This window comes from Mesorhizobium sp. WSM4817 (genome assembly GCF_055811135.1).
Genome location: NZ_JBVVQQ010000004.1, coordinates 268244 through 293833 on the forward strand (window position 1 = coordinate 268244; position 25590 = coordinate 293833).

The 25590-nt window shown below is 62.1% G+C and carries 27 protein-coding genes, 1 tRNA gene and 1 pseudogene; 10 read left to right on the top strand and 19 right to left on the bottom strand.

The window, feature by feature from the left end; translation table 11 throughout:
• The first annotated feature begins 71 nt into the window (after positions 1–71).
• Positions 72–953, top strand: a complete 882-nt coding sequence (locus AC0L2K_RS08310) for an alpha/beta fold hydrolase (protein ID WP_128246768.1) — start codon at positions 72–74, stop codon at positions 951–953.
• A gap of 77 nt (positions 954–1030) precedes the next feature.
• Positions 1031–1356 (top strand): annotated as a pseudogene (locus AC0L2K_RS08315) (hypothetical protein).
• 81 nt (positions 1357–1437) lie between these two features.
• Here AC0L2K_RS08315 and tig read toward each other — a convergent pair.
• Complete coding sequence (gene tig / locus AC0L2K_RS08320; protein WP_473531137.1) at positions 1438–2925, bottom strand: trigger factor; 1488 nt, start codon at positions 2923–2925, stop codon at positions 1438–1440.
• On the opposite strand from tig, the gene AC0L2K_RS08325 reads away from it, so the two are divergent.
• The gene (locus AC0L2K_RS08325) at positions 2903–3337 is read left to right on the top strand and encodes a hypothetical protein (protein WP_128246769.1); all 435 of its coding nucleotides are present in this window, start codon (positions 2903–2905) and stop codon (positions 3335–3337) included. The genes tig and AC0L2K_RS08325 overlap by 23 nt on opposite strands.
• Before the next feature lie 237 nt (positions 3338–3574).
• Here the strand turns inward: AC0L2K_RS08325 and AC0L2K_RS08330 are convergent, their stop codons facing one another.
• The gene (locus tag AC0L2K_RS08330; protein ID WP_128246770.1) at positions 3575–4375 is read right to left on the bottom strand and encodes a hypothetical protein; all 801 of its coding nucleotides are present in this window, start codon (positions 4373–4375) and stop codon (positions 3575–3577) included.
• A gap of 341 nt (positions 4376–4716) precedes the next feature.
• Between AC0L2K_RS08330 and AC0L2K_RS08335 the strand changes: the two genes are divergently transcribed.
• Positions 4717–4799 (top strand) — tRNA-Leu (locus AC0L2K_RS08335).
• A gap of 210 nt (positions 4800–5009) precedes the next feature.
• Here the strand turns inward: AC0L2K_RS08335 and AC0L2K_RS08340 are convergent.
• Both AC0L2K_RS08340 and AC0L2K_RS08345 read right to left on the bottom strand, forming a co-directional pair.
• Positions 5010–5591: a GDYXXLXY domain-containing protein gene (locus AC0L2K_RS08340; protein WP_287240605.1), complete on the bottom strand. Its 582-nt coding sequence runs from the start codon at positions 5589–5591 to the stop codon at positions 5010–5012.
• Complete coding sequence (locus AC0L2K_RS08345; protein ID WP_128246772.1) at positions 5588–6703, bottom strand: DUF2157 domain-containing protein; 1116 nt, start codon at positions 6701–6703, stop codon at positions 5588–5590. The genes AC0L2K_RS08340 and AC0L2K_RS08345 overlap by 4 nt, the downstream gene beginning before the upstream one ends.
• A gap of 234 nt (positions 6704–6937) precedes the next feature.
• Between AC0L2K_RS08345 and AC0L2K_RS08350 the strand changes: the two genes are divergently transcribed.
• Positions 6938–7078 (top strand): DUF1127 domain-containing protein, encoded by a 141-nt coding sequence (locus tag AC0L2K_RS08350; protein WP_006335194.1) that lies wholly within the window; start codon positions 6938–6940, stop codon positions 7076–7078.
• 54 nt (positions 7079–7132) lie between these two features.
• Positions 7133–7273 carry a DUF1127 domain-containing protein gene (locus AC0L2K_RS08355; RefSeq protein ID WP_023802557.1) on the top strand — a complete coding sequence of 47 codons (141 nt, stop codon included), beginning with the start codon at positions 7133–7135 and terminating at the stop codon, positions 7271–7273.
• Between the two features lie 369 nt (positions 7274–7642).
• Here the strand turns inward: AC0L2K_RS08355 and AC0L2K_RS08360 are convergent, their stop codons facing one another.
• Positions 7643–8242, bottom strand: coding sequence for a hypothetical protein (locus tag AC0L2K_RS08360; protein ID WP_473531096.1), 600 nt, complete (start codon positions 8240–8242; stop codon positions 7643–7645).
• A gap of 111 nt (positions 8243–8353) precedes the next feature.
• On the opposite strand from AC0L2K_RS08360, the gene trmFO reads away from it, so the two are divergent.
• The 3 genes from trmFO (at position 8354) to AC0L2K_RS08375 (ending at position 10440) form a co-directional block, all read left to right on the top strand.
• The gene (trmFO, locus tag AC0L2K_RS08365) at positions 8354–9763 is read left to right on the top strand and encodes a methylenetetrahydrofolate--tRNA-(uracil(54)-C(5))-methyltransferase (FADH(2)-oxidizing) TrmFO (protein WP_473531097.1); all 1410 of its coding nucleotides are present in this window, start codon (positions 8354–8356) and stop codon (positions 9761–9763) included.
• 70 nt (positions 9764–9833) lie between these two features.
• Positions 9834–10124, top strand: a complete 291-nt coding sequence (locus AC0L2K_RS08370; RefSeq protein WP_473531098.1) for a type II toxin-antitoxin system ParD family antitoxin — start codon at positions 9834–9836, stop codon at positions 10122–10124.
• Entirely contained in the window at positions 10108–10440 is a 333-nt protein-coding gene (locus AC0L2K_RS08375) for a type II toxin-antitoxin system RelE/ParE family toxin (protein ID WP_473531099.1), read from the top strand. The genes AC0L2K_RS08370 and AC0L2K_RS08375 overlap by 17 nt, the downstream gene beginning before the upstream one ends.
• A 61-nt stretch (positions 10441–10501) precedes the next feature.
• Here AC0L2K_RS08375 and AC0L2K_RS08380 read toward each other — a convergent pair whose 3' ends face one another.
• The 4 genes from AC0L2K_RS08380 to yajC all read right to left on the bottom strand — a co-directional run bounded on the left by AC0L2K_RS08380 (position 10502) and on the right by yajC (position 14975).
• Positions 10502–11353, bottom strand: coding sequence for a phytoene/squalene synthase family protein (locus AC0L2K_RS08380; RefSeq protein WP_473531100.1), 852 nt, complete (start codon positions 11351–11353; stop codon positions 10502–10504).
• A 1-nt stretch (position 11354) separates the two neighbouring features.
• On the bottom strand, positions 11355–11744 hold the full coding sequence (locus tag AC0L2K_RS08385) for an Mth938-like domain-containing protein (protein ID WP_023802563.1): 390 nt from the start codon (positions 11742–11744) through the stop codon (positions 11355–11357).
• Positions 11745–11759: 15 nt separating this feature from the next.
• The gene (secDF, locus tag AC0L2K_RS08390) at positions 11760–14312 is read right to left on the bottom strand and encodes a protein translocase subunit SecDF (RefSeq protein WP_287185418.1); all 2553 of its coding nucleotides are present in this window, start codon (positions 14310–14312) and stop codon (positions 11760–11762) included.
• A gap of 324 nt (positions 14313–14636) precedes the next feature.
• The gene (gene yajC, locus AC0L2K_RS08395; RefSeq protein ID WP_023802565.1) at positions 14637–14975 is read right to left on the bottom strand and encodes a preprotein translocase subunit YajC; all 339 of its coding nucleotides are present in this window, start codon (positions 14973–14975) and stop codon (positions 14637–14639) included.
• 277 nt (positions 14976–15252) lie between these two features.
• Here yajC and AC0L2K_RS08400 point away from each other — a divergent pair, with 277 nt between their 5' ends.
• Positions 15253–16128 (top strand): ATP-binding protein, encoded by an 876-nt coding sequence (locus AC0L2K_RS08400; protein WP_473531101.1) that lies wholly within the window; start codon positions 15253–15255, stop codon positions 16126–16128.
• Positions 16129–16321: 193 nt separating this feature from the next.
• On the opposite strand, the gene AC0L2K_RS08405 is transcribed toward AC0L2K_RS08400, so the two are convergent.
• The 10 genes from AC0L2K_RS08405 to nagZ form a co-directional block, all read right to left on the bottom strand.
• The gene (locus tag AC0L2K_RS08405) at positions 16322–17827 is read right to left on the bottom strand and encodes a peptidoglycan DD-metalloendopeptidase family protein (RefSeq protein WP_473525095.1); all 1506 of its coding nucleotides are present in this window, start codon (positions 17825–17827) and stop codon (positions 16322–16324) included.
• A 198-nt stretch (positions 17828–18025) separates the two neighbouring features.
• Positions 18026–18691, bottom strand: a complete 666-nt coding sequence (locus tag AC0L2K_RS08410) for a protein-L-isoaspartate(D-aspartate) O-methyltransferase (RefSeq protein WP_027156219.1) — start codon at positions 18689–18691, stop codon at positions 18026–18028.
• Positions 18688–19446: a 5'/3'-nucleotidase SurE gene (gene surE / locus AC0L2K_RS08415; RefSeq protein WP_027156218.1), complete on the bottom strand. Its 759-nt coding sequence runs from the start codon at positions 19444–19446 to the stop codon at positions 18688–18690. Before surE ends, AC0L2K_RS08410 begins: the two co-directional genes overlap by 4 nt.
• A complete protein-coding gene (serS, locus tag AC0L2K_RS08420; RefSeq protein ID WP_287229319.1) occupies positions 19446–20750 on the bottom strand; it encodes a serine--tRNA ligase in 1305 nt (434 codons plus the stop codon). The genes surE and serS overlap by 1 nt, the downstream gene beginning before the upstream one ends.
• Before the next feature lie 125 nt (positions 20751–20875).
• The gene (gene tatC, locus AC0L2K_RS08425; protein ID WP_051407946.1) at positions 20876–21685 is read right to left on the bottom strand and encodes a twin-arginine translocase subunit TatC; all 810 of its coding nucleotides are present in this window, start codon (positions 21683–21685) and stop codon (positions 20876–20878) included.
• Positions 21686–21729: 44 nt separating this feature from the next.
• The gene (gene tatB, locus AC0L2K_RS08430) at positions 21730–22410 is read right to left on the bottom strand and encodes a Sec-independent protein translocase protein TatB (RefSeq protein ID WP_473531102.1); all 681 of its coding nucleotides are present in this window, start codon (positions 22408–22410) and stop codon (positions 21730–21732) included.
• Between the two features lie 29 nt (positions 22411–22439).
• Positions 22440–22661 (bottom strand): twin-arginine translocase TatA/TatE family subunit, encoded by a 222-nt coding sequence (locus AC0L2K_RS08435; RefSeq protein ID WP_023802572.1) that lies wholly within the window; start codon positions 22659–22661, stop codon positions 22440–22442.
• Positions 22662–22839: 178 nt separating this feature from the next.
• The gene (scpB, locus tag AC0L2K_RS08440; RefSeq protein WP_473531103.1) at positions 22840–23619 is read right to left on the bottom strand and encodes an SMC-Scp complex subunit ScpB; all 780 of its coding nucleotides are present in this window, start codon (positions 23617–23619) and stop codon (positions 22840–22842) included.
• A complete protein-coding gene (locus AC0L2K_RS08445) occupies positions 23616–24416 on the bottom strand; it encodes a segregation and condensation protein A (protein ID WP_023802574.1) in 801 nt (266 codons plus the stop codon). The genes scpB and AC0L2K_RS08445 overlap by 4 nt, the downstream gene beginning before the upstream one ends.
• A gap of 126 nt (positions 24417–24542) precedes the next feature.
• Positions 24543–25562: a beta-N-acetylhexosaminidase gene (gene nagZ / locus AC0L2K_RS08450; RefSeq protein WP_236388649.1), complete on the bottom strand. Its 1020-nt coding sequence runs from the start codon at positions 25560–25562 to the stop codon at positions 24543–24545.
• Between the last annotated feature and the right edge of the window lie 28 nt (positions 25563–25590).

Sequence of the window (25590 nt, forward strand, 5' to 3'; positions counted from 1 at the left end):
GCATACCGGGTAATGGCGTTAGACCAGCTACGGTTAAACATCTGGAAGATCAAAAGATCAGAGAAGTGTCTATGAACGACAGGAGCGACCTGGAGGTGCGCCACGGCACCCGCACGATCGACGGCGAGACCGTCTTTTACAGAGAAGCAGGTCCTGAAACCGCACCGGTGTTGCTGCTTCCGCATGGCTATCCCTGCTCATCCTTCCAATATCGCCGGCTGATGCCGGCGCTCGCCGACCGGTGGCGGACGGTCGCGCCGGATTTCCCCGGCTTTGGCTACAGTGGCGATCCGGCACGGTTCGGTTATGATTTTGATGTCTATGCAAAGTTCCTGGAGCGGTTCACCGACGCGCTGGAGCTCGGCAGCTACGCGCTATGGCTGCACGACTACGGCTCGCAGATCGGCCTGCGCCACGCCATAGCGCACCCATCGCGGATCAGGGCCCTGATCATACAGAATGGCGACATCTACGCCGATGCTCTTGGCCCGAAGTATGAAACGATCCGGCGTTTCTGGCATGATCCTTCGCCAGCGAACCGTGCGCCGCTCGAACAGGCGGTGAGCGAAGACGGCTTTCGCGCCGAGTTCGTAGGCGAAGTCGATGACGACGTCGCTCGACGTGTCCCGCCCGATCTGTGGAAGTTGCATTGGCCGCTGATGGATACGCCTGTGCGGCGTGCGCTTTCCGTCGGACTGATGGAGAAGCTCAAGGCTAATCTCGACTGGTTCCCTCGTTACCAGGCATACCTGCGCGAGCACCGGCCACCGGCGATGATCCTTTGGGGACCGAAGGACGAATACATGCCCGAGCCGGCAGCGCGCGCCTATCTGCGCGATCTCCCCGAGGCCGAGCTGCATTTGCTGGACGACGCAGGGCACTGGCTGCTGGAGACACACTTCGAGGTCGCCCTGCCACTGGTGCGACGGTTTCTGGGCAAGGTCCTGCATTAATCGCCCGCACAACACCGCAGCGGATTCCGCCATCGCTGCCCCATCCTCATGACAATCCATCAAAAGGAGCGCACTCCATGATCGACAATGCCACAATCGCCCGGATCTGGCGGGGAAGGACACGCCGTGATCTGCAGCCGTCTACGAGCCCTATCTACGTCGCGAAGGCATTCCGCCGCTTCAGGAGAAGGCACTTGGCGTGCAGTTGCTTCGCGAAGATCGTGAAGAAGAAACAGAGTTCGTGACGATCTCGTACTGGCCTGACGTCGAAGCCATGGCGAGCTTCACCGGCGGTGACCCGCACAAGATCCATCCCCTGCCGCGCGACGAAGAGTTCCTCGTCGAGCTGCCCGAACGGGTCACGGTGATGCGGATCCTCGTCAATCAATTGCCGCGCGAATAGGGCGGCAGCGGCCTTGCGACGTCGGCGGCATTGAAAAAGGCCGCATCGAGGGCGGCCTTTCACATCCAGCAGAATGTTGTGTTATTCGGCGTCCTTGGCAGCTTTCTTCTTCGGCGCGGCCTTCTTCTTGGGCTCTTCCGCATCGTCGGCCTTATCGGCGTCGGACTTGTTGGCGTCGGCCTTCTTTGCTGCGGCTTTCTTCGCCGGCTTCGCCTTGGCCGTCTCGCTGTCCTCGTCGTCGGCCATCAGTTCTTCCTTGCTGACCTTGACGTCGGTGACCGAAATCTGGCTGAGCAGATGGTCGACCACCTTCTCCTCGAACAGCGGCGCGCGCAGCGTGTTCAGCGCTTCGGGATTGCTGCGGTAGAATTCGAAGGCTTCCTGCTGCTGGTTGGCCGGATAGCGGCGCACCTGCTCGAGCAGGCCGCGCTGCAATTCCTCGTCCGACACGGCGACGCCGGCCTTCTCGCCGATTTCGGCGAGAACCAGGCCGAGACGCACACGGCGCTCGGCAAGCCGCATATATTCGGCGCGCGCCTCTTCTTCCGTCGTCTCCTCGTCGGCGAAGGTGCGGCCGGCGGCTTCCAGATCGCGGTTGACCTGGTTCCAGATGTTGTTGAACTCGGCCTCGACAAGCTTCGACGGCGCCTCGAACGAGTAGGCGGCATCGAGCTGGTCGAGCAGCTGGCGCTTGATCTTCTGGCGCGTCATCGAGCCGAACTGGTTCTCGATCTGACCGCGCACCACCTCACGCAGGCGCTCCAGCGACTCCAGGCCGAGATTCTTGGCCATTTCGTCGTTGATCTCCAACGCACCGGGCTGGGACACTTCCTTGACGGTGACGTCGAAGGTGGCTTCCTTGCCGGCAAGATGCGCCGCCTGGTAATTTTCCGGGAATGTGACCGTGACCTGCCTCTCGTCGCCGGCCTTGCTGCCGATGAGTTGATCCTCGAAGCCGGGAATGAATTCCTTGGAGCCGAGCACCAGCGGCTGGTCCGTGCCGGCGCCGCCGCTGAAGGCTTCGCCATCGATCTTGCCGACATAGTCGATCGTCACGCGGTCGCCCTCGGCGGCCTTGCCGGTCTTCGGTTCGTAGGTGCGCGCCGATTCGGCGACACGCTTGACCTGCTCGTCGATTTCCGAATCCGGCACGTCGAACACCTGGCGCGTCACCTTGATGTCGGAGAAATCCTTGATCTCGATCGGCGGAATGATCTCGTAATTCAGGCGGAACTCGAAGTCGGCGCCGCCGGCCAGGATCTTTTCGGCCTCCTTCTCGTCCTCGGTCATGATCACTTCGGGCTGCATGGCGGCCTTTTCGCCACGGCCGGTAATGATCGAACGGGTCGAATCGTTGAGGATCTCGTTGACCACTTCGGCCATGAACGACTTGCCATAGACCTTGCGCAGGTGCTGCACCGGCACCTTGCCGGGGCGAAAGCCGTTGATGCGGACCTTGCTCCTGGCATCTGAAAGCCGCGCCATCAGCTTGGCTTCCATGTCACCGGCCGGCACGGTGATCTTGATCTCGCGCTTGAGACCGGAGTTGAGCGTTTCGGTGACCTGCATCATAGAACCTTCGTTTCCGCAGCCAAACGGCTCTTGCCGTTTACAGCCTGCCGGTATGATCTTGCCGGGAATGGCTTTTGGTGCGGGACTTGGCGATCTGTCCACTCAACGCGGCTCAAAATCGTCCAGAAACACGCTCCAAAATGTGAATAAGTCTTTGTTTTTCCGACTTCTTATCACATTCTGCAGAAGTGGATCGTCGCATCCCGTCACATTCGACACGCCTTTTGTCACAGGCGCGGCCGATTTTCAACCATCTTCGCGTCTACAGCGCCGCGCGTCATCTTGGACGCGCACAGGAAGCTGGAGCACCTTGATTTTGGCGCATGATCCCCAAAAATACGATTTTTCGTTTTTCGGGATCATGTGCTGGCGAACGGCCGCTATTTTGACCGCGACATTGACAGAATGATGGCTGCCTGCCGGGCACGCGGACGTGGCGGAATTGGTGGCCGCGCTGGATTTAGGTTCCACTCCCGTCTTGGCTCCCGCTGGTGTAGCTACCCCGAAGTCGTCAGCCGCTCAGCGCAGCGGTCCTGATGCAGAGAAGCCCGCCACCTTGCGAGTGGCGGGCCCGGCCGCGAGGCCAGGAGAGTGTTGTCAAAGCCTGTACGGCCGATGCGACACTCCCGTTTGCGCAACAGTCTTCTCAGCGGCGGGCGATCAGCAAGCAAAGCTCACGCAGGTCGCGATCGTATGTGCCGCCGCTCCCGAGCACATCGACGCAGCGCTTCTTCATCCGTATCAACTGGCTGCTGGACATCTGCGCGACCACGCTCACGCCAAGAGTCCCGGGTGTTCCAGGAGTCCCGGGTGTGCCAGCAAGCGTCCCATCGCCGACGCCTACACCGACGCCGAGCCCGGTCGTCCCACCAACATTGGCACCCACACCCGCTGCAACGAGGCCGGTGCCGCCTACATTTGCGCCTGCGCCAGCAGTGATACCACCGGTGCCGCCGAGATTGGCACCCAGGCCGGCCGTGACGCCACGAGTGCCGCCGACATTGGCGCCCAGGCCAGCCGTGACGCCACGAGTGCCGCCTACATTGGCGCCGGCACCAGCGCTAATGCCCCTGCTGCCGCCGATCGATGCACCGGCGCCGGCATTCACCCCGCTTCGGCCGCCGATCGAAGCGCCGACACCCGCGATAATGCGTTTCTTGCCGCCGATCGAGGCGCCGGCTCCCGTATTTACCCCGCGGCTACCGCCGATCGAAGCGCCGACTCCCGCATTGACGCCGCCACTGCCGCCGATCGAGGCGCCAAGACCGGCGTTTACACCGCCTCGGCCGCCAACCGATGCGCCGAGACCGGCGTTTACGCCGCCTCGGCCGCCAACCGATGCGCCGGCGCCGACGCTAATGCCCCCTGCGCTGGCGGGAAAAAAAAGAGATAAAACAAGTGCACTACAGGCCAGAGCTGCGGCGAAGCTGTTAACGACGTTTGCCATGACACTCTCCTTTGGTAATTACCCCACAGCAGCAGTTTCAAATTTGCTACTTTAGCAATAACGAACCCAGAGAGTGTTTGAATCGCTAACACGAAACAATGTTTGCGGTCGTGACTTACGGGTAGAAAAATAGTCCGAATCAATTTGAAGAATTTGAATACATCCTTGGGCAGGAAGACCCGGCCGCCGACGAGTTCGTTCGCGCCGCCGTCGCCTACTTTGGACAGAAAGTCCGCGCCTTGCCCCCCGGACACCAACGCGAGGCCCAAAAACCTCGAAAATCTAAGTGTTGAACTTGTGACATGGGTTGTGACATAGACATGTCACGGTGAACGAAGCCAGCGGGTATGGCGGAATTGGTAGACGCACCAGATTTAGGTTCTGGCGTGAGAACGTGGGGGTTCGAGTCCCTCTACCCGCACCACTGCTCCCCTCGAACAGTGGATCAAGGTTCCAGTACCGGAAGGCGTTGGGGTCGAGTCCGCCTGCGAGGCGATCACCGCCAGCATCGCCATCGCGGCAGCGGCCGGCGCGTGCTTCCGTCGTCCATATGTCTTCTCGTCTCGTCACGAAAATCGTCATGTTTGATGCTGTCCGAGCCGGCCACGCTTTGCCAATTCAATCCGGGCCAATTCTAATAGAGCGGTTCCTCGAACAGCGTCTTGTCGCCGTCCATCAGCGCCTTGATCTGCGCGGCGCCATCGGCCGCGATTGCGACGCGGACGCCAAACGGCCGCACCCGCATGTCGTTCTGAATCGCCATCCCCTCGCCTTCCGGCAGATAGAAGCGCTCGATGCCGTAATCCGGCGCGATCGTCGTGGCTACGCTGAGATCCCAGCCTTCTGACACATGCCCGACGATATCGACTTCATCGGATGCTGCCGGCGCAGGCGCTTGCCCGAACCAGGCCGTGGTTGCGCCCCAATAGCCGTCGGCGCCCTGTCTCAGCCTGACCACGATCGGCGTATCGTCGCTCACCAGCTTGCCGGTCGGAATGTTGGCGATCAGCTTCACCGGTAGGCGCGAAATATCATAGCTGAGTATAATGTAGTCGCCGCGCAGGAGATCGCGCGGATCGATCGGTTCGACGCTCAGCAGCACGTGCTTGCCGTCGCGGATCATCGCCGCCCGGCCGGCGATGATCCAGCTCAGGAAGCCGATCTGGACGAGTGCCAGCACCAGCGCTGAAATGATCAGTTTCTTGCCGGTCATCATGCCGCTGCTCCTTCTACGCTCGGGAGCCTCATGCGCTTCTCCACGCGGAGGATGACAAGGGCAAGCAGGCCAAGAAGCACAGCGGCTGCAAGGAAGAAGCCTGCCGTGTCGAGCATCGACTGCAGCATCACCACATAGATGATGGCGAGTTCGAAGGCGAAGCCGGCATAGGCAACCCAGCGCAAGCCCCTGCTCTCGCGGCCGCCCAGCACGATTGCCGCGACAATGCCGGCAAGCGCAATGGCCGAGGCAATGCCGAAGCCGCTGTTATTGCTGTCACCGGCCAGTTCGAACTGGATCATCGCCAGGCCGGTGAGAAACCCGATCAGCGCGTGTAACGGCAACCTGCCACCGAGTTGCAAGACCCCGTCGACAGGCTCGGCAGCGAAGATCGCAGCCGCGAAAAGCAGCGCCGACACGACAATGAGCGGGACGGCGACCTGCAGCGTTTCGTATTCCGTAAACAACAGCACGAGATAAAAGATGACCGACAGGATGATCAGATGCCGCGCCGCCTGGCTGCGGGTCCAAAACGAAATGGCGAACAACACGATCGCCATGACGACGAAGAGGTGCGGAAATTCCGTGCGCCTGAAATAGTCGAACCCTCTCAGGAACAGCCATGCGTCGGCAATGCCGACAGAAGCGACGGTCAGCGGGTTCGAGCGCAGCGCAACTGCCGCCAGGGCGGTGCCCGCGCCCCAGGTGATCAACGCCGACGCTTCGTCGCCTGACAAATGATACATCTGGCCGATCAGCGCGATCGATCCGCCGAATGCCGCCGCGGCGACGATCCAGAGTGCCTCGCCGATTGCAGCATGGTCGCGTGTCTTCAGCACGGCGCCGCCGACATAGCCGGCGAAGATGATGGCGAAGAGCGCTGCCACCCGCGCCAGTCGCGGGATGGCTTCCCAGTTGGCGGCGACGAAGATCAGCACGGCCGCACCAAAAAGCAGCGCCGCCATCATCGCCAGGATCGAGCCGAAGCTCAGTGATTTGCGCTCATTGGCCTCGACGTCGCGCGTCAGCGCGTCGGCCGTCGAGGCGTCGATCAGGCCAGCCTGCAGCCATCGTGTGATATCGGCCCTGACCCGCGACGAATAGCTCGCCATGCCTTTCCCTCCAGCTTGGTCGTTTCTTCAGCCGACCCGGACAAACCGTTGACGCTACGGCATTTTCCGATTCGGGCCTATCTCTGTCGAAGACGAGAATCGCCGGGATTGTGCATTGCACAATTTGCATTGCTGCTATGCACCAATAGCGCTTTTAAATCGATATGACCCGACCTATCTTCATGGCGTACACAAAGACGGAATGATCCGGAAGAAAGACGAAACGAGAATACCATGAACCTGATCCGCAACTACCGCAACTGGCGCCGCTACCGGGACACCGTTTCCGAGCTGAGCCGCCTGAGCAACCGTGAACTGACCGACCTCGGCATCAGCCGCAGCGACATCCACTACGTCGCCCGCAAGGCGGTCTAATCCTCTTCGGACCGCAAATGGTCCGAACCAGTTTGACTTGAAAAGAGAACGACAATGAACCTGATCCGCAACTATCGTAACTGGCGCGTTTATCGCTCGACGGTTACCGAGCTGGGTCGCCTTTCGAACCGCCAGCTGCATGATCTCGGCATCGTCCGCGAAGAGATCAAGAGCATCGCCCGCAAGGCGATCTAGTCAGAATTTCGCCAGGGTCGACCTCCTCCCCGACCCTGACGGATACGGTCAGCCTTCACCTCCTCCCGAGGGTTGACCACAAAAACGGCGCCCGCCGCACCTTCCTCCCGCGGCGGGCGCTGTTTCCCCAAGGCGAAGCGATTTCGTCCAAAAGGGTTTCGCCCCCTTTCATCTGGCGAAAGGAATTTCGTCAAAGCCGACCTCCTCCCCGGCGATGGCGAATACGGTCGATCTTCACCTCCTCCCGAGGATCGACCAGCAAAACGACACCCGCCGGATCCTCCCTCGGCGGGTGTTGTTGTTTTTCAGGGTCGACGCACACTCTGAGAATCGTTCTGGGAATTCGTCCTGGCGGGGAAGCCCCTGTTGTCAGTCGAGCGCACCGCTTTCCAGCACGCCCCTCTTCTTCCACTGGCTGAGCGGAAAAATGTCCGGTGCGCCGCCCATCGGCGCATACCAGGAATCCACCACCCACTCGGTGCCTCTGCGGTCGCTGATCACCGCCGTCCAATGGGGATAGCGCCCGTCGACAAACAAGCCTCGCGAGGCCTTGTCCTCGACCTTGTGGAACCTGAGCAATTTTCGCTCGGCAAGATAGGCCAGCAGCGCATGTGTATTGGTCGATTCGTCGACACAATCCATCTGGCCCCTGATGCGCGATGCGCCGAATTCCGACTGCGGCAGATCGCGAATGCCGGTGGCCCGGAAAATGCGCTGCTCGAAATAGCGAACAGCCTTCGAAATGGCGGCACGCTCGGCTTGGGGCGAACCGGCGCCGGCGCGCAGGATAGAGCGGAAACGCGCGCCGTCACCGGGGCCAAGCGCCAGCATCGTGCGATAGTTGCAGCTGTAGCCGTGGCAGATGGGGATCCGCTTGGAAGCCGTCGCGGCCAGTTCGCCGGCGGCCGCTGATCCGCCCACGGCGATCACGACTGTCAGAAATGTCGCTCTGGCAACGATCCCAAGCATCCCGTCCATTCTCCTACAGTAGACGATTGCAGCGCTTGGCGGCAACAACGCGGCCGACACGGCCGGCTCGTGTAATTGCAATCGCAGCTACAAAGGATTATTTCGGCGCTCATGAACAAAAATCCCATTCACGTCATCGGCGGTGGCCTGGCCGGTTCTGAAGCCGCCTGGCAGGCGGCCGAAGCCGGCGTTCCCGTCGTGCTGCATGAAATGCGTCCCATCCGCGGCACCGATGCGCACAAGACGGATGGATTGGCCGAACTCGTCTGTTCCAATTCCTTCCGCTCCGACGATGCGCAGACCAACGCCGTCGGCCTGCTGCACGCCGAAATGCGGCTGGCCGGTTCGCTGATCATGAGCGCCGGCGACGCGCACCAGGTGCCGGCCGGCGGTGCGCTGGCTGTCGACCGCGACGGGTTTTCCGGAGCGGTGACAAAAAAGCTCGAAGCGCACCCGCTCATCACCATCCAGCGCGAGGAAGTGCCAGGCCTGCCGCCGGCGGATTGGGACCAGGCGATCATCGCCACCGGCCCGCTGACCGCACCTGGGCTCGCCCAATCGATCGCGGAAGTGACCGGGGCCGATGCGCTCGCCTTCTTCGACGCCATCGCGCCGATCGTCCATTTCGACACGATCAACATGGACATCTGCTGGTTCCAGTCGCGCTACGACAAGGTCGGACCTGGCGGCACCGGCAAGGATTACATCAACTGTCCGATGGACAAGGAGCAATATCTTGCCTTCGTGCAGGCGCTTGTCGACGGCCAAAAGACCGAATTCAAGCAATGGGAAGGCACGCCCTATTTCGACGGCTGCCTGCCGATCGAGATCATGGCCGAGCGCGGCGTCGAGACGCTGCGCCATGGGCCGATGAAGCCGATGGGGCTGACCAATGCGCACAATCCGTCGGTAAAGGCCTATGCCGTCGTGCAGATTCGCCAGGACAATGCGCTGGGCACGCTCTACAACATGGTCGGCTTCCAGACCAAGCTGAAGCACGCCGAACAGGTGCGCGTGTTCCGCACCATCCCGGGCCTCGAAAAAGCCGAGTTTGCCCGCCTCGGCGGCCTGCACCGCAACACCTATATCAATTCGCCGACGTTGCTTGACCAATCGCTTCGGTTGAAATCACGACCTGGCCTGCGCTTCGCCGGCCAGATCACCGGCTGCGAGGGCTATGTCGAAAGTGCCGCCATCGGCCTGCTTGCCGGGCGCTTTGCCGCCGCCGAGCGGTTGGGCCACGCGCCGGCGCTGCCGCCGATGACCACAGCCTTTGGCGCGCTGCTCAACCATATTACCGGCGGTCACATCGTTTCCGACGACGAGCCAGGAAAGCGCTCATTCCAGCCGATGAACATCAATTTCGGCTTGTTCCCTCCGGTGGAAGCGCCGAAAGCCGAGGGAAAACGCCTGCGCGGCAAGGACAAGACCGTCGCCAAGCGGCGTGCGGTGACATCGCGCGCGCTGGCCGCCTGCCGCGAATGGCTGGGGCTGCCTTCCCAGGCGGAAGCGGCGGAGTAGCCCGCCTGTCTGTTCTTGTCGATCGGTCGACAGGAGAGTAGGATAATATCCTACTATAGGGAGCAATTCCATGGAACCCGCAGAGAAACTGTCCGTCACTGTCACGCCCGCCATGGCGCGCATGATCCGCGAAAAGGTCGAGGATGGCACCTTTGGATCGGCGAGCGAGGTCATCCGTGCAGCCCTTCGCGCCTTCCAGCGCGAGGAGGAAGAGCATGCCGAGCGCATGGCCTCGATCAGGGCGCGCGTGAAGGCATCGATCGAGGATACAAGGCCGCTCTATTCAGGAGAAGAGGTTCGCGCTCACCTTCGGGGATTCGTCGCCCGACTTTCGAGCCGTTCTGATGATTCAACGGCTTGAAGTCGAGTATCGAGAAACCGCCAGGAATGATCTGGCAGACATTTTCAGGAGCATCGTAGAGGCTGGCGGAAGTCCGGAAGTTGCGCTGAAATTCGTCTTGCGTATCGAAGACCGCTGCCAGAGCATCGGCAATGCGCCTCGGGGTGGCCGGTCGCGCGATGACATTGCGCCGGGATTGCGAACAGTGCCGTTCGAGCACTCTGCCATCATCGCTTGCGTTGTCGATGACGATGTCGTCCGCATCGTCAACATCTTCTATGGCGGTCACGACTATGAGGCGCTGATGCGCGATGGCGGATCGAGCGACCCATCGTGACAGACGTCTACGGCTGCCGTGATAGTTCCGGCTTTCCGGATTCCTTCATCCTTGGCAGCCTTCAGGCGTCCGGCCAGCCTCGCGTCGCGCGGCGCAACAACAGAAAATGCCGGCGCCAGGCCGAGAGCCGCGCCACCTCGTTCAGAGGTGACTGACGAGAACTTTCCATCTTGCCGAGATAGGCGCGCGACAAGGCCAGCGGCAAAAATGCTGGTCTGAGCGAATCCGGCAACGACGCTGCGCCCTGCTCGAATGCTGCAAGATGTTCTTGCGCCAACGCCATCATCGCGGCGACGGCGCGTTTTGCTCCAGGCCCGTCATCGCCCGCAACGAACTCCTCGGAAGACGATCCTGCCGCGGCCAGAATGTCGGCCGGGACAAAGCATTGCCCACGCTTACGATGCAATGGCAGCAGCAGCAAAAGGCCGGTCATCGCTTGTGCGCAACCTGCCCTGCCCGCAAGTTCGGCGAAACGCGGCGCTTCGACGGGATCGAGCACCATCGCTGCAAGCTGGATGAGCGCCGCTGCTGTCTCGCCGCAATAGCCTTCCAGATCGGTGCGCGACGGCATGGGGTCGTCATAGAGATCGAAAATACGGGCTTCGAGCATGTTCTCGAAGGCGGGCTTCGGCAGGTGATGGGCGGAAATCGTCGCCTTCAACCCGTCGGCGACGGGATGGCCTGTGCCTACCCCGGCGTCCTCGGCGGCGATGACATCGCGCCACCATTGCAGTCGCACCTCGCCGGGCAGTGCCTCGCGGATACGGTCGCGAATGCCTGATATCTCGGCATTGAAGGCATAGAGCGAAAATAGCGCGTCACGCTTGTCCTCGGGCGCATAGAGCGCGCAAACATAGCGATCATGGTCGGCGGCGCGCACCGTTTCCATGACGATTTTGGCGTTTTCGCTCACGTCACTCGACGGCAATCAGCGCGGCGGCCACCGCACGGTTTTCCGCCAGGAGAACATTGTAGGTCCGCACGGCAGCACCAGTCGACATCGGATCGGCCGCAATGCCCGCCGCCTTCAACACAGCACGCAGCGCCGCCGGCAACGGCCTGAGATCCTTGCCGGCGCCGACCAGCAGGATCTCGACCTGGTCAGCCTCGTTGAGCAGCTTGGCGAAATCCGCCGCCGTCAGTGCCAGGGGATCAGCCGGCTCCCAGCCATAGATGCCCGACGGCAGGCACAGGAGCGAGCCGCGATGCGACATGTCGGCGAAACGAAACCCGCCATTGCCATAGGCCTCGATCGGCGCACGGCCGGGGAAATGCGCCTCACGGATGACAATGCCTTTGGTCATCTCGTTGGCCGCCCGTCAGGTTGCTATGGCTTTGCCGCCGCTCACCGGCTTCTCCACATCGGCCGTCGCGGTTTCCGGCCGCAGCTTGAACAGGATGAGCAATGGCGCGGCGATGAAAATCGACGAATAGGTTCCGAAGACGACGCCGAAGAGCATCGCCAGCGTGAACGAGCGGATGACCTCGCCGCCGAATAGCACCAGCGCCAGCAGCGCGAGCATCGTCGTCACCGAGGTCAGCGTCGTTCGCGACAGCGTCTCGTTGATGGCGTTGTTCAACAATTGTGGCAACGGCATCCTCTTGTATTTTCGCAAGTCTTCGCGAACACGGTCATAGACGACGATCGTGTCATTGAGCGAATAGCCGATGATGGTGAGTATCGCTGCAAGCGACGATTGGTTGAATTCGAGACCGGTGATGACAAAGAAGCCGATGGTCATGACCACATCGTGGACCGTGGCGATGATGGCACCGACCGCGAACTGCCATTCGAAGCGGAACCAGACATAGACCAGGATTCCGAGCAGCGCGATCAGCATGGCGATGGTGCCTTGCTTGGCAAGCTCGCCGGAAACCGTCGGTCCCACCACCTCGACGCGGCGGAAATCGTAATGGTCCTGCAACTCGCCACGCACCTTGTCGATGACGGTCTGTTCGGCGTTCTCGCCGCCCTCCTGCGTGCCGACGCGGATCAAGACGTCGTTCGGGTCGCCGAACTGCTGCACCTGCACTTCGCCGATGTTGAGTTCCGAAAGCCTGCCGCGGATGTCGGCAATATCGGCGGTGCCATCCTTGGCCTGGACCTCGATCAGCGACCCCCCCTTGAAGTCGATGCCGTAATTGATGTCGACGGTCATGAACAGCACGACCGCCAGGATCGACAGCACGCTGGACAGCGCGAATGTCCAGCGGCGGATGCCCATGAACGGAATTCGCGTGCCCGGCGGGACGAAGGTCACCGGCGCGCGCGGCAATTCCTTCGGGCGGGCGCGGCGAAGCCAGATCGACACCAGCAGGCGGGTGAAGGTGAAGGCGGTGAAGACGGTGGTCAGAATGCCGATGGCGAAGGTTACGGCAAAGCCCTTCACCGGGCCGGTCCCGAGCCAGAACAGCACCACGGTCGCGATCAGCGAGGTGACGTTCGAATCGACGATGGTCGCCAGCGCTTTGGAAAAGCCCGTGTCGATCGCCTGGATTACCGAGCGGCCGTTTCGTCGCTCCTCGCGGATGCGCTCGTAGATGAGAACGTTTGAATCGACCGCCATGCCGATGGTCAGCACGATGCCGGCGATGCCGGGCAATGTCAGTGTCGCGCCAAGCAATGACAACAACCCGATGATCATCGCGACATGCACCGCCAGCGCGATGTTGGCAATGAAGCCGAGAAAGCCATAGGCCACGAACATAAACACGACGACGAGGATGGAGCCGATCACGCCGGCAACCTTGCCGGCGTGAATGGAATCCTCGCCGAGCCCAGGGCCTACCGTGCGCTCTTCGATCACCGTCAGCGTCGCCGGCAGCGCGCCGGCACGCAACAGCACGGCGAGATCGTTGGCGCTCTCGGCGGTGAAATTGCCTGAGATCTGGCCGCTGCCGCCAAGGATCGGTTCGCGGATCTGCGGCGCCGAAATCACCTGATTGTCGAGGATGATGGCAAACAGCTTGCCGACATTCTGCGAGGTGGCCTGGCCGAAACGCGCCGCCCCCTTGGAATCGAAGGTGAACGAAACCACCGGCTCATTGGTCTGGGAATTGTACGTCGCCTGCGCATCGACGAGATTTTCGCCAGAAACGATGACGCGGTTCTCGATCAGATAGGGAACCGGCGGATCATCCTGCGAATACAACACCGAAGATCCGGCCGGCGGACGACCGTTGAGCGCGTCCTGCACCGGCATCGACTGGTCGACCATCTGGAAGGTCAGCTTGGCGGTCTGGCCTAGAATGTCCTTCAGCCGTTGCGGATCCTGCAGGCCCGGCACCTGGACCAGAATGCGGTCGTCGCCTTGGCGTTGCACGATCGGCTCGGTGGTGCCGAGTTCGTTGACGCGGCGCTCGACGACTTCGAGCGACTGCGCCAGCGCCGTCGACGTGCGATACTTGATGCCGGCATCGGTGAAGGCGAATTTGAGCAGGCCGGGCTCGGAATCATCCAGCGACATTTCTTGGACAGAGCCGCCGCTGAACAGGCCGGCGGCCACCGGGTCGGTCAATGTCTTCAGCGCCGTCTTGGCGGCTTCGACCTGACCGGGATCTGTGATGCGGACCTGAACGGCCCGGCCTGATCCGGCAAGGCCGGTATAACCGATCTTGGCATCGCGCAGCCGCGTCCTGATTTCGTCGCGCGTCGTCTCCAGCCGATCCTTGATCAGATCGTTCGGATCCATCCTGAGCAGGATATGCGAGCCGCCCTGCAGATCGAGGCCGAGCGTCATCTGGCGCTTCGGAACCCAGTCGGGAAGCTTGGCGAGCGTGCTTGCCGAAAAAAGATTGGGCGCAGCCAGGATCACTGTGGCGGCCACGGCCAGCCAGATCAGGATCATCTTGAAGCGCGAGAAATAGAGCATATGGCGTCGTCCGTCACGGCATTCGGGCGGATCGTTCCGCCTGGAATTGGGTTATTCTAGGCGCTCTGGTTCGCCACTGGCTCGCCGTGGTCCGCACAAAGGTTGATGTCGAGCACAAGGCAGTTCACTTTGATGCTGCCATCGGGCTTTCTTCAACTATTGTCAATCTTGCCGTCATGAGACCAGCGCGCAATGGCATCACGAGATCGTTGGCGCCCCGTGATACCGGCGGCCAGCCAGATCAGGTTCGTCCTGAAGCGCGAAAATTCAGCAAATGGCTTTGTCGGTCTGGGTGTTTCCGCAGATCGTTCGCCGACAATCGGTTTATTTCTTGGCGTTCTGGTTCGCCACTGGCTCGCCCTTGACGCGCACATCGGCGATCGTCGAGCGCAGCGCCGTTACCTTGGTGCCACCGCCGAGATCGATCTCGAGTTCGTTGTCATCGATGACCTTGGTCACCTTGCCGACGAAACCGCCGCCAGTGACGACCGTATCGCCGCGGCGCACCGCCGCCAGCATCTCGCCGCGCTTCTTCAACTGCGTGCGCTGCGGCCGGATGATCAGAAAATACATGATCACGAAAATCAGGACAAACGGCAAAATGCTGATGAACATATCCGGGGAGGTGCCGACGCCTTGGGCATATGCCGGTGTCACGAACATCGAAGTACTCCTGAATTTTGAAAAACAGCCGCCAAACGGGTAATTTGGCGGCCCCGTGAAATTTGGCCGGAATATAGTCGGTAAAGTTGCCAATGCAACTGCGGCCGAGCATTTCAGCTGCTTTTCCGGCTGGTTGAGCCGTGTTAGAGCATGGTCCCGAATGATGGAGCGCGGTTCTCGAAAAAGATCGTGCCCTAACAAAAGGTTGGAGCCGGTTCCGAAACCGCCGGAATCAATAGGTTCCGTTGCTTCGTGAATGCAAAAACAAAAGACAAGAATGACCGACAGCACCATCGAAGCCCTGAACAGGAAGCTCGACCGCCTGATCGAGGCGGTCGCCCGCCTCGCCCCGCCTCCGGTGCCGGAAACCGATCTCGGCGGGGCCGACTGCTTCGTCTGGCAGGCTGATCCCGGCTATCTGGAGCCGGTGCGCAAGGTCAACCGCGTCGACATCGGTTTGATCCGCGGCGTCGACCGCGTCCGCGATATACTGGTCGACAACACCGAGCGTTTCGCCTCCGGTTACACAGCCAACAACGTGCTGTTGTGGGGCGCACGCGGCATGGGAAAATCCTCGCTGGTCAAGGCCGTGCATGCGGCGGTCAACGCATCGGCAAAGCTGGACCTGCCACTCAAGCTCATCGAGATCCACCGCGAGGACATCGACACGCTGCCGAAGCTGATGGCGCTGCTGAAGGCAGCGCCTTACCGTTTCATCCTGTTTTGCGACGACCTCTCATTCGACCACGACGACACGTCCTACAAGTCGCTGAAGGCGGCGCTCGAAGGCGGAGTCGAGGGCCGCCCGGCGAATGTGATCTTCTACGCCACGTCGAACCGGCGCCACCTTTTGCCGCGCGACATGATCGACAATGAGCGCTCGACCGCCATCAACCCGTCGGAAGCGGTCGAGGAAAAAGTCTCGCTCTCCGACCGTTTCGGCCTCTGGCTCGGCTTCCACAAATGCTCGCAGGACGAGTATCTCGACATGATCGGCGGATATGTCCGCCATCACGGACTTGCCATCGATCCCGAGACGCTGCGCGCCGAGGCGCTGGAATGGGCGACGACGCGCGGCAGCCGTTCGGGCCGCGTCGCCTGGCAGTACACCCAGGATCTGGCAGGCCGGCTCGGCAAGTCGCTCCAGGATTAGACCATGATCCCGAACCGAAGGTCAGCGTAGCAAAAAGTGGAGCCCGGTTTTCGGACAAGATCATGGTCCGGAAAAGCCCCTAAAAAAGCCCGCCCCTTGCGGAGCGGGCTGAGCGGCGGGCCGGACTGGAGGTCAGGCGGCCCGCAATCGCTTTTCTTGTTCTATTCAAGATAGGTCGAACGATCGACTTTCTTTATTCAAGATAGGTCGAAGGATCGACCGGCGCCGAATTCTTGCGCACTTCGAAATGCAGTTTCGGCGAGTCGGTGGTGCCGCTCATGCCGGACTGCGCGATTTCCTGGCCGCGCTTGACCTTCTGGCCGCGCTGGACCTCTATCGAACGGGCGTGACCATAGACTGTGACCAAACCGTTCTCGTGGCGCACCAGCACCGTATTGCCGAATTCCTTGAGGCCATCGCCGGCATAGATGACGACGCCGTTCTCGGCCGCCTTGACTGGCGTTCCTTCCGGCACGGCGATGTCGACACCGTCCTTGCCGCCGCCGAAACTGGAGATCACGCGGCCGCGCACCGGCCAGCGCATCTTGCCGATACCGGTGGCGTTCGGCGCGACCGCGTCGTCGTCCTCGGCCTGCTGGATGACCTTTTCCTTCTTCGGCGGCGTGTAGGCGGCGAGCGTTTCCGACGGCGTCGTCTTCGCCGCAGGCGGGGTGGTGGCAGTTGTTACCGGATCGACCTTTGCCGGCTTGGCGTTGGCAACTGTCGCGGTTCCGCCGGCCGGCACCTTCAATGTCTGGCCGATCTTGAGCAGACCGTCCTGCATGCCGTTCGCCTGCTTCAACGCAACCACGCCGACGCCGGTCTTCCTGGCGATGGCCGACAGCGTATCGCCCTGCTGCACGGTGTAGGAGCCACCGGCACCAGCCGCCTTGGGTGCGGCGTCCTTCGGCTGGCTTGCTGCGGCCGATGCATCCACCTGCGCGGTGGACTTGCCCTCCTTGAGCTTGGGCTGCTGCGGCAGCACGGCGACCATCTCCGGTGCCTTGGCCGGCACATCGTGCTTGGTGTCGTTCGCAGGCTTGGCGTCGGCAAGCTTCGGGGCCGGTTTCTTGCCCGAATAGGCATAGGCCGGGATGACGATCTTCTGGCCGGTCTTCAGCCCGTTGGTCGCGCTTAGCCCATTGACCTTCATCAGCGCGTCGGCGGGCACACCGTAGCGCCGCGACAGGCCGGAAATTGTCTCGCCGTCCTTGACGATGATCTCGGTGGCACGCGGCTCGCCGCCCGCAGTCGCCATGCGCGGAGCATCGGGCTGTGACTCTTTGAACGGCTTTGCCACGGTTCCGGTCGCAGTCCGGTCGACCCGGGGAGCGGCTGGCGCCGAAGCGGTGCGAGCCGGACTGGCGGCGGGCGCCGACGCGGTAGCCGGCTGCGCCTGGTCGACCGGCGGCAATTGCTGCGTCGTGACCGGTTCGAGGCTTGAACGGCTTACCGACTGGGTGTGGCTGCCGTCGGACGGCGCGGCCGAAACCGCGGCGGCATCGCCGGGATAGGGCTGGGCGGCGTCCTGCTTGTCGATTATGGCGCGCTGGTTGTTTGTCGACGACGTGAAGACATCGTCGACGCTGTTGAACCGCGAGACCTGGGAACTGCATCCCGCCGTAGTGCCCGCAACCATCAGGACGGCGATACCCCGCGCCAGGTTGCGTCCGTTTGCCTTCAAAATACTGAATTGCATCGCATTTACCCGCAGATACCCGGTACAGACTGACCGTGATTAAAGCGCGTTAATGTTACCGGCCGGTTAAACCTCTAGAATCAGACGCAAATTTTCTTAAAATATTTAAAGCTGCTTGGACGGGCGTGGTCCAGCTCAGGTAAGCCGGAGACGGACCAGACAGGTAAGTTGCGGGCATCACCTGAATATCGACAGATCCTAGATGACGGCGGCCACGCTGCGCAGGATCGGCTGCAGGCGTACGAGACCGATGTCCTCGCGTTCGAAGCGGCTGCCGACCTTGGTCAGCTTGGCCAGCACCTGCTCGCCCTCCTCGGGTCCGATCGGGGCGATGACGATGCCGCCGCTCGACAATTGATCGAGCAGGAAGCGCGGCAGGCTGTCGAAGGCCGCCCACGCGACGATACGGTCGAACGGCGCTTCATTGGCCAGTCCGTTGGAGCCGTCCGCCTGGCGCACGATGACATTGCCGATGCCGAGCGCCTCGAAGCGCTGTTTGGCCTGCTCGACCAGCGTCTTGTAGCGATCGATGGTGACGACGCGCGCGGCGAGCCGCGACATCACCGCCGCCGTGTAGCCCGACCCGGTGCCGATCTCGAGCACCCGGTTGCCCGGCTCGATGGCAAGTGCTGCGATCACCGCAGCCTGCAGATCGGCGCCCTCGATCGCCTCGCCGCATTCGATCGGCAGCATGCGGTCCGACCAGGCGATCGGATGGAACTGTGCGGAAAGGAAGCCGCGCCGCGGCGTCGCCTCGAAGGCGGCGATCAGCGCCTTCGGCACCACGCCCTTGCCACGCAGGCGGAGCAGGAAAGCGGCGAAGCCTTCGCGGTCATCGGCCGTCGGACCATGGTTCAGGTTCATGCGAGCGCCTTGGTCAGTTGATCGCGGATTTCGTGCGCTGTGAGATCGAGCTGCAGCGGCGTCACCGACACCAGCCGGTTGCGCATGGCATGGAGATCAGTGCCTTGCTTGCCCTCGACCGGCTCGCGGCCGAAGCGCAGCCAATAATAGGGAAGCCCGCGGCCGTCGCGGCGCTCGTCGACCCACAGGCTGTGGACGAGCTTGCCTTGCGAGGTGACCACCGTGCCGGCGATCTCTTCGGGAAGGCAATTCGGAAAATTGACGTTGAGCAGCACGCCATCCGGCAGCGGCATGGCGACCAGTTTTTTGAGCAGCGCCGGCGCCAGCGCCTCGGTGGTCTCGTAAGGGACGAGGCGATCCTCGCCGACATAGGAATAAGCCTGGCTGAGCGCGATCGAGCGCACGCCGAGCAATGCGCCTTCCATGGCGCCGGCAACGGTGCCCGAATAGGTGACGTCGTCGGCGATGTTGGCGCCGGAATTGACCCCGGACAGGATCAGGTCTGGTGCTGCGGGCAGGATTTTTTTTACGCCCATGATGACGCAGTCGGTCGGCGTGCCGCGCACGGCAAAGTGCTTTTCGCCGATCTTTCTCAGGCGCAGCGGCTCCGAGATCGACAGCGAATGCGCATAGCCGGACTGATCCTGCTCTGGCGCCACCACCCAGACATCATCCGACAGCGTGCGGGCGATGCGTTCGAGCGATGCAAGGCCCTCGGCATGGATGCCGTCATCATTGGTCAGGAGGATGCGCATTATCTCGATTCGATCTTTTCCAGACCGCCCATGTAAGGCCGAAGCGCTTCAGGAATGGTTACGCTGCCATCCTCATTCTGGTAGTTTTCGATGACGGCAATAAGGGCGCGGCCGACGGCGGTGCCGGAACCGTTCAGCGTGTGGACGAAGCGGTTGCCCTTGCCGTCCTTATCCTTGTAGCGGGCATCCATGCGCCGCGCCTGGAAATCGCCACAGACCGAGCAGGACGAAATCTCGCGATAGGCGTTCTGGCCCGGCAGCCAGACCTCGATGTCATAGGTCTTGCGCGCGCCAAAGCCCATGTCGCCGGTGCACAGCGTCACGGTGCGGAACGGCAGGCCGAGCCGCTTCAGCACTTCCTCAGCGCATTCGGTCATCCGATCGTGCTCGGCAAGCGAGGTGTCCTGGTCGGTGATCGACACCAGTTCGACCTTGTAGAACTGGTGCTGGCGCAGCATGCCGCGCGTATCGCGCCCGGCCGAGCCCGCTTCCGAACGGAAGCACGGCGTCAGCGCGGTATAGCGCAGCGGCAGTCTTTCATGCGGCGTGATGTCTTCGCGCACGAGATTTGTCAGCGGCACTTCGGCGGTGGGAATGAGGCCAAGCCTGCCGTCCCCATGCGGGGCGAAGAACAGATCCTCCTCGAACTTCGGCAGTTGCCCGGTGCCGAAAAGCGCTTCGTCGCGCACCATCAGCGGCGGCTGGACCTCCTCGTAGCCATGCTCGGTCGTATGCAGGTCCAGCATGAACTGGCCGAGCGCGCGCTCCATCCGTGCCAGTCCGCCCTTGAGCACCGTGAACCGCGAACCGGACAGTTTCGCCGCCCGCTCAAAATCCATCATGCCGAGCGCTTCGCCGATCTCGAAATGCTCCTTCACCCAGTTCGGGCGGGCCGGCACCTTGCCGACGGTGCGCTTGACGACGTTGTCGTGCTCGTCCTTGCCGACCGGCACGTCGTCGAACGGCACGTTGGGCAGCACCGCCGATGCGTCGTTCAGCGCCTTGTCGAGCTCGCGTTCGCGCGCCTCGCCGTTCTGGATGAAGGCCTTGATCTCGCCGACCTCGGCCTTCAGTCTTTCGGCAAGGGCGGCGTCGCCCGAGCGCATGGCGTTGCCGATTTCTCTCGAGGCGGCGTTGCGGCGCTCCTGCCTGGTCTGCAGCTCGGTCAGATGTTCGCGCCGCGCCTCGTCCCTGGCGATCAGATCATCGACCGTGGACTGCGCCTCCGCAACCTGCCACGAGCGCTTCTGGAGCGCCTCGACGAGGGCCTTCGGATTGTCGCGAATCCATTTGATGTCAAGCATGGTCTGTTCGTCCTCAAGTAGGCTAGAGGGGGCGTAAACCGCATCCTTGACCGATGCAAGATGTGAAGATCGAGTTCCCTCGCGCCCCGCGCTGTCCCGCAAACCTGAAGATAACGGCGATGCCGCTAGGTCGATGACGCGTCCGCCGGCTTTTCGGCCGCCGCTTCCGCAGCCTCCCGCTTCTCGCGCGCCAGACGTTCCCGTTCCTTGCTGCGCTCGATCAGCCGGGCCGACCAGATCGAGACCTCGTAGAGAAGGATCGTGGGAACGGCCAGGCCGATCTGGCTTATCGGGTCGGGCGGCGTCAGAATAGCCGCGACGACGAAAGCGATGACGATTGCCCATTTGCGCTTTTCGACCAGCGCCTCGGACGACAGCATGCCCACCCGCGTCATCAGGCTGGTCACCACCGGCAACTGGAACACCAGACCGAAGGAGAAGATCAGCGTCATGATCAGGCTGAGATATTCCGACACTTTCGGCAGCAGCGAAATCTGCACCTGGTCGTCGGTGCCGGCCTGCTGCATGGCGAGGAAGAACCACATCACCATCGGCGTGAAGAAGAAATAGACCAGCGACGCGCCCATCAGGAACAGGATCGGCGAAGCGATCAGGAACGGCAGGAAGGCGTTGCGTTCATTCTTGTAGAGGCCGGGCGCGATGAATTTGTAGATCTGGGTGGCGATCAGCGGAAAGGCGATCACCATGCCGCCGAACATCGCCAGCTTGACCTGGGTGAAGAAGAATTCCTGCGGCGCCGTGTAGATCAGCTCGACCTTGTGCGGGTCGAGCCCTGCCCATTGCGTCGCCCATTTGAACGGGATGACCAGCAGGTTGAACAACTGCTTGGCGAAGAAGAAGCAGAACAGGAAGGCGACGAAGAACCCGCCGATCGACCACATCAGCCGCCGGCGCAACTCGATCAGATGCTCCATCAGCGGAGCCGCCGACTTGTCGATCTCGTCCTTTTCCGAAATGCTCACTTGGCGGCTCCCGCCGTCTTTTTGGCGGCTGCGGCCGGCTTCTTAACCGTTGCTGGTGCGGGCTTCGGCTCGGCCTTTTTAGCCGCGGTCTTTGTCACAGCAGGTTTTGCCGCTGGCTTCGCTGCGGCCTTGGAGGCCGGCATCGCTTTCGCTGGCGCGGCACCCGTCTTCGCCGCCGAGGCGTTTGGCGATGCGGCCGGCGCCGCCGTCGCGACAGGCGGTGTCACCGAACCATCGGTCATCGCCGGAAAGGTCGGCGCCGCCGGCGCCGCTTCCGGGGCATCGACGCCCGGCAGCACCGTCGCGCCATTGTTCAGCTCGGTATCCTGCGGCGTCGAAGCAGCCGGCGCGACCGGGTCTGCGGCCGGCTTCGGCTTCATCACCGCGTCGACGCCTGAACGGACGTCGGCCGCCGCCTGCTCGAACGGGTTGAGCTGTTTCCTGATCTCGGCGGCCGGGTTGAGGCTTCTGAGTGAATCGACCGACTTCTTGACGTCGTCAAGCTCGGCCTCCTTCAGCGCATCGTTGAACTGTTTCTGGAAGTCGGCGGCCATGCCGCGCATCTTCGCCGTCGTGCGGCCAAAAGTGCGCAGCATCTTGGGCAAATCCTTGGGCCCGACGACCACGATCATGACGATCGCGATCACCAGCATCTCGGTCCAGCCGATGTCGAACATGGCGATACGTTCCGACTAAAGTTTTGGGCTCAGCTCTTGCTGGCCTTTTCCTTCGCTGCCGAAACGGTTTCGTCGGCACGGTGCTCGACGGTGCGCTTGTCCTCGGCAACCTCGTCGTCGGCGATGCCCTTCTTGAAGCTCTTGATACCCTTGGCCATGTCACCCATCAGCTCGGGAATCTTGCCGCGACCGAACACCAGCAGCACGATCACCAGCACGATCAGCCAATGCCAAATCGAAAATGAACCCATAACAATCTCTCTCGAAAGTTTTCTCTGACGATGATCTATGCGCTTTCGCGCCGGGATTCAAACACAACCGCGACAGAGTTTATAAATGAGTGGCCGAAGTCACGCAGTTTCGGCGCCTCAGCCCGCTACCTATCGGCGCAGCCGCTAAATACCATCGCTTTCGGCACGTCGTTTGCGGTCAATCTTCCTCGACGCGCGGCGTCAACAGGCCGAGTTCCTCAAGGTCGATGTCGGTCAGCGGATCCTCGTCATCGGTCAGCACGTCCGGGTCGGCCGGCGGCATCGGAATGGAAAAATTCGACGGCATGCGGCCCGAAAGCAGCCCGGCACCCTTCAATTCCTCCATGCCGGGAAGATCGCGGATCTCCTCCAACGCGAAATGGTCGAGGAAGATGTCGGTGGTGCCGTAGGTGACGGGACGGCCGGGCGTGCGGCGCCGGCCGCGCATCTTCACCCATTCGGTCTCCATCAGCGTGTCCAGGGTGCCCTTCGAGGTCTCGACGCCTCTGATATCCTCGATCTCGGCGCGCGTCACCGGCTGGTGGTAGGCGATGATCGCCAGCACTTCGAGCGCCGCACGGGACAGCTTCTTCTGCTGCACCGTGTCGCGGCTCATCAGGAAAGCGAGATCGCCGGCGGTGCGGAACGCCCAGGCATCGCCGACGCGCACCAGATTGACGCCGCGCCGCGCATAAATCTGCTGCAGCTCAGCCATCGCCGCGGCAATATTGATGCCGTCGGGCAGGCGCCCGGCAAGCTGCCTTTCGCTGACCGGTTCGGCGCTGGCGAAAACGATCGCCTCGGCCATGCGCACGGCCTCTGCCATATGCAGCCGCTCGCCGGGATTCTGGGACAAGTTCTGGGCCTGACTTTCTGCCGGCATCTCGGCGAGCACGCCGTCTTCGGTCTCGTCGTCGACCTTGAACGGAATGACCGAAGCGTTGGTGCGCTCGCTCATGATGCCACCTCAACTGCCCTGATGCCTTGCGCACGACCGCGCAGATAGAGCGGCGCGAACACGTCGTCCTGCCGCATTTCCATTTTGCCTTCGCGCACCAGTTCCAGCGTCGCCGCAAACGAACTGGCAATCGCGGTGCGCCGCTCGTCCGGGTCGGTCAGATATTCGACCAGGAAACGGTCCAGCGCCGTCCAGTCGGCAAGCGTGCCGATCAGCCTGTTCAGGATGTCGCGCGCATCCTTGAGCGACCACACGCCGCGCCTGGCGATCGTCACATTGGTGATCGCCTGCTTCTGGCGTTGCGCCGCATAGGCGGTCAGCAGATCGTAGAGCGAGGCCGAATAGGCGTTGCGTTTCTCGACGATGACCATTTCCGGCATGCCGCGGGCGAACACGTCGCGTCCGAGCCGGTTGCGGTTGACCAGACGCGCCGCCGCGTCGCGCATCGCTTCCAGCCGCTTCAACCGGAATTGCAGCACCGCCGCCAGTTCCTCGCCGCTTTCACCGTCGTCGCCGGGTTGCTTGGGGATCAAGAGCTTCGACTTGAGAAACGCCAGCCACGCCGCCATCACCAGATAGTCGGCGGCAAGCTCCAGCCTGAGCGCCCTCACCTTTTCGACGAAGGCCAGATATTGCTCGGCAAGCGCCAGGATCGAGATGCGCGACAAATCGACCTTCTGGTTGCGGGCAAGATGCAGCAGAAGATCGAGCGGGCCCTCGAAACCGTCGACATCGACGACCAGCGCGGGATCGCCGGTCAGCCGCGAATCGTCGTTCTCGGCCCAAAGACGGTCCATCGGTGCGGCCTTGCCGGCCTTGCTGTCCAACGTTTCCGCCACTTCCTGTCGCGTCCTTTGCTTTTATCTTCTTGTTTGACCGTGATCGGTTCCGAAAAACCGGCTCACCCTTTTCGGCATCATGATCTAGGCCACCGCATCGAAATAGGTGGCGAATTCGGCGCGTATCTCGGCTTCATCAGCCCGATCGCGGTTCTTGATATAGGTCAGCGCCCGTTGCGCGCGTTGCAGCGACGTGCCTTCAAGCCCCGTTGTGCGCGACGCAATGCCGACCATCTCCTCGAAAACGCCGTTGCAGTGAAGGACCAGATCGCAGCCCGCCGCAAGGATCGCCGCCGCCTTTGTCGGGAAATCCCCAGAAAGTGCCTTCATCGACGTGTCGTCGCTCATCAGCAGCCCGTCGAAACCGATTTCGCCGCGGATGATCTCGTCGATGACCTTGCCGGAGGTGGTGGCCGGGTTCTTCGGGTCGATCGCGCTGTAGACGACATGCGCCGTCATCGCCATCGGCAAATGATTGAGCTCCCTGAACGGGGCGAAATCATGCCGCTGCAAGTCGCTCATCGAGGCATCGACGGTCGGCAGTTCGAAATGCGTGTCGGCAAAGGCCCGTCCATGCCCGGGAATATGCTTCATCACCGGCAGCACGCCTCCCGACATCAGGCCCTCCGCCGCGGCGCGGCCCAGTTCGATGACGGCACGAGGCTCCTTGCCATAGGCGCGCGCGCCGATGACGTCGCTGGCGCCCTCGATCGGCACGTCGAGCACCGGCAGGCAATCAGCCGTGATGCCGTAGCGCAGCAGGTCGAAAGCATGCAGCCGCGCCATCAGCCATGCTGCGCGGTTGCCGGCATCATGGTCGTTGCGCCACAAGGCGCCGAGCGCGCCACCGGCCGGATAATTCGGTGCCAGCGGCGGCCGCAGGCGCTGCACACGGCCGCCTTCCTGGTCGATGAACACCGGGGCGTCCGGGCGCTCGACACAATCGCGCATCGCGGCGACCAGATCGCGGATCTGCTCGGCCTCGCCGATGTTGCGGGCAAACAGGATGAATCCCCACGGGCATTCGCTGCGATAGAAACTGATTTCGTCGCGTGTGAGTGATTTCCCGGCGCAGCCAAGGATCATGGATTTTGATTCGGTCATGGGCGGGAGTTTAGAGCTTCACGCAGAC

Coding starts and splice junctions, on each gene's coding strand:
- AC0L2K_RS08310 (WP_128246768.1), top strand. CDS start 72: ATGAACGACAGGAGCGACCTGGAGGTGCGCCACGGCACCCGCACGATC.
- AC0L2K_RS08375 (WP_473531099.1), top strand. CDS start 10,108: ATGATTCAACGGCTTGAAGTCGAGTATCGAGAAACCGCCAGGAATGAT.
- secDF (WP_287185418.1), bottom strand. CDS start 14,312: ATGCTCTATTTCTCGCGCTTCAAGATGATCCTGATCTGGCTGGCCGTG.
- AC0L2K_RS08340 (WP_287240605.1), bottom strand. CDS start 5,591: ATGATGACCGGCAAGAAACTGATCATTTCAGCGCTGGTGCTGGCACTC.
- AC0L2K_RS08355 (WP_023802557.1), top strand. CDS start 7,133: ATGAACCTGATCCGCAACTATCGTAACTGGCGCGTTTATCGCTCGACG.
- AC0L2K_RS08410 (WP_027156219.1), bottom strand. CDS start 18,691: ATGAACCTGAACCATGGTCCGACGGCCGATGACCGCGAAGGCTTCGCC.
- tatB (WP_473531102.1), bottom strand. CDS start 22,410: ATGTTCGACATCGGCTGGACCGAGATGCTGGTGATCGCGATCGTCATG.
- AC0L2K_RS08370 (WP_473531098.1), top strand. CDS start 9,834: ATGGAACCCGCAGAGAAACTGTCCGTCACTGTCACGCCCGCCATGGCG.
- AC0L2K_RS08360 (WP_473531096.1), bottom strand. CDS start 8,242: ATGCTTGGGATCGTTGCCAGAGCGACATTTCTGACAGTCGTGATCGCC.
- AC0L2K_RS08435 (WP_023802572.1), bottom strand. CDS start 22,661: ATGGGTTCATTTTCGATTTGGCATTGGCTGATCGTGCTGGTGATCGTG.
- serS (WP_287229319.1), bottom strand. CDS start 20,750: ATGCTTGACATCAAATGGATTCGCGACAATCCGAAGGCCCTCGTCGAG.
- scpB (WP_473531103.1), bottom strand. CDS start 23,619: ATGAGCGAGCGCACCAACGCTTCGGTCATTCCGTTCAAGGTCGACGAC.
- tatC (WP_051407946.1), bottom strand. CDS start 21,685: ATGGAGCATCTGATCGAGTTGCGCCGGCGGCTGATGTGGTCGATCGGC.
- AC0L2K_RS08400 (WP_473531101.1), top strand. CDS start 15,253: ATGACCGACAGCACCATCGAAGCCCTGAACAGGAAGCTCGACCGCCTG.
- tig (WP_473531137.1), bottom strand. CDS start 2,925: ATGCAGGTCACCGAAACGCTCAACTCCGGTCTCAAGCGCGAGATCAAG.
- AC0L2K_RS08405 (WP_473525095.1), bottom strand. CDS start 17,827: ATGCAATTCAGTATTTTGAAGGCAAACGGACGCAACCTGGCGCGGGGT.
- surE (WP_027156218.1), bottom strand. CDS start 19,446: ATGCGCATCCTCCTGACCAATGATGACGGCATCCATGCCGAGGGCCTT.
- AC0L2K_RS08330 (WP_128246770.1), bottom strand. CDS start 4,375: ATGGCAAACGTCGTTAACAGCTTCGCCGCAGCTCTGGCCTGTAGTGCA.
- trmFO (WP_473531097.1), top strand. CDS start 8,354: ATGAACAAAAATCCCATTCACGTCATCGGCGGTGGCCTGGCCGGTTCT.
- AC0L2K_RS08445 (WP_023802574.1), bottom strand. CDS start 24,416: ATGGACCGTCTTTGGGCCGAGAACGACGATTCGCGGCTGACCGGCGAT.
- AC0L2K_RS08345 (WP_128246772.1), bottom strand. CDS start 6,703: ATGGCGAGCTATTCGTCGCGGGTCAGGGCCGATATCACACGATGGCTG.
- nagZ (WP_236388649.1), bottom strand. CDS start 25,562: ATGACCGAATCAAAATCCATGATCCTTGGCTGCGCCGGGAAATCACTC.
- AC0L2K_RS08350 (WP_006335194.1), top strand. CDS start 6,938: ATGAACCTGATCCGCAACTACCGCAACTGGCGCCGCTACCGGGACACC.
- yajC (WP_023802565.1), bottom strand. CDS start 14,975: ATGTTCGTGACACCGGCATATGCCCAAGGCGTCGGCACCTCCCCGGAT.
- AC0L2K_RS08385 (WP_023802563.1), bottom strand. CDS start 11,744: ATGACCAAAGGCATTGTCATCCGTGAGGCGCATTTCCCCGGCCGTGCG.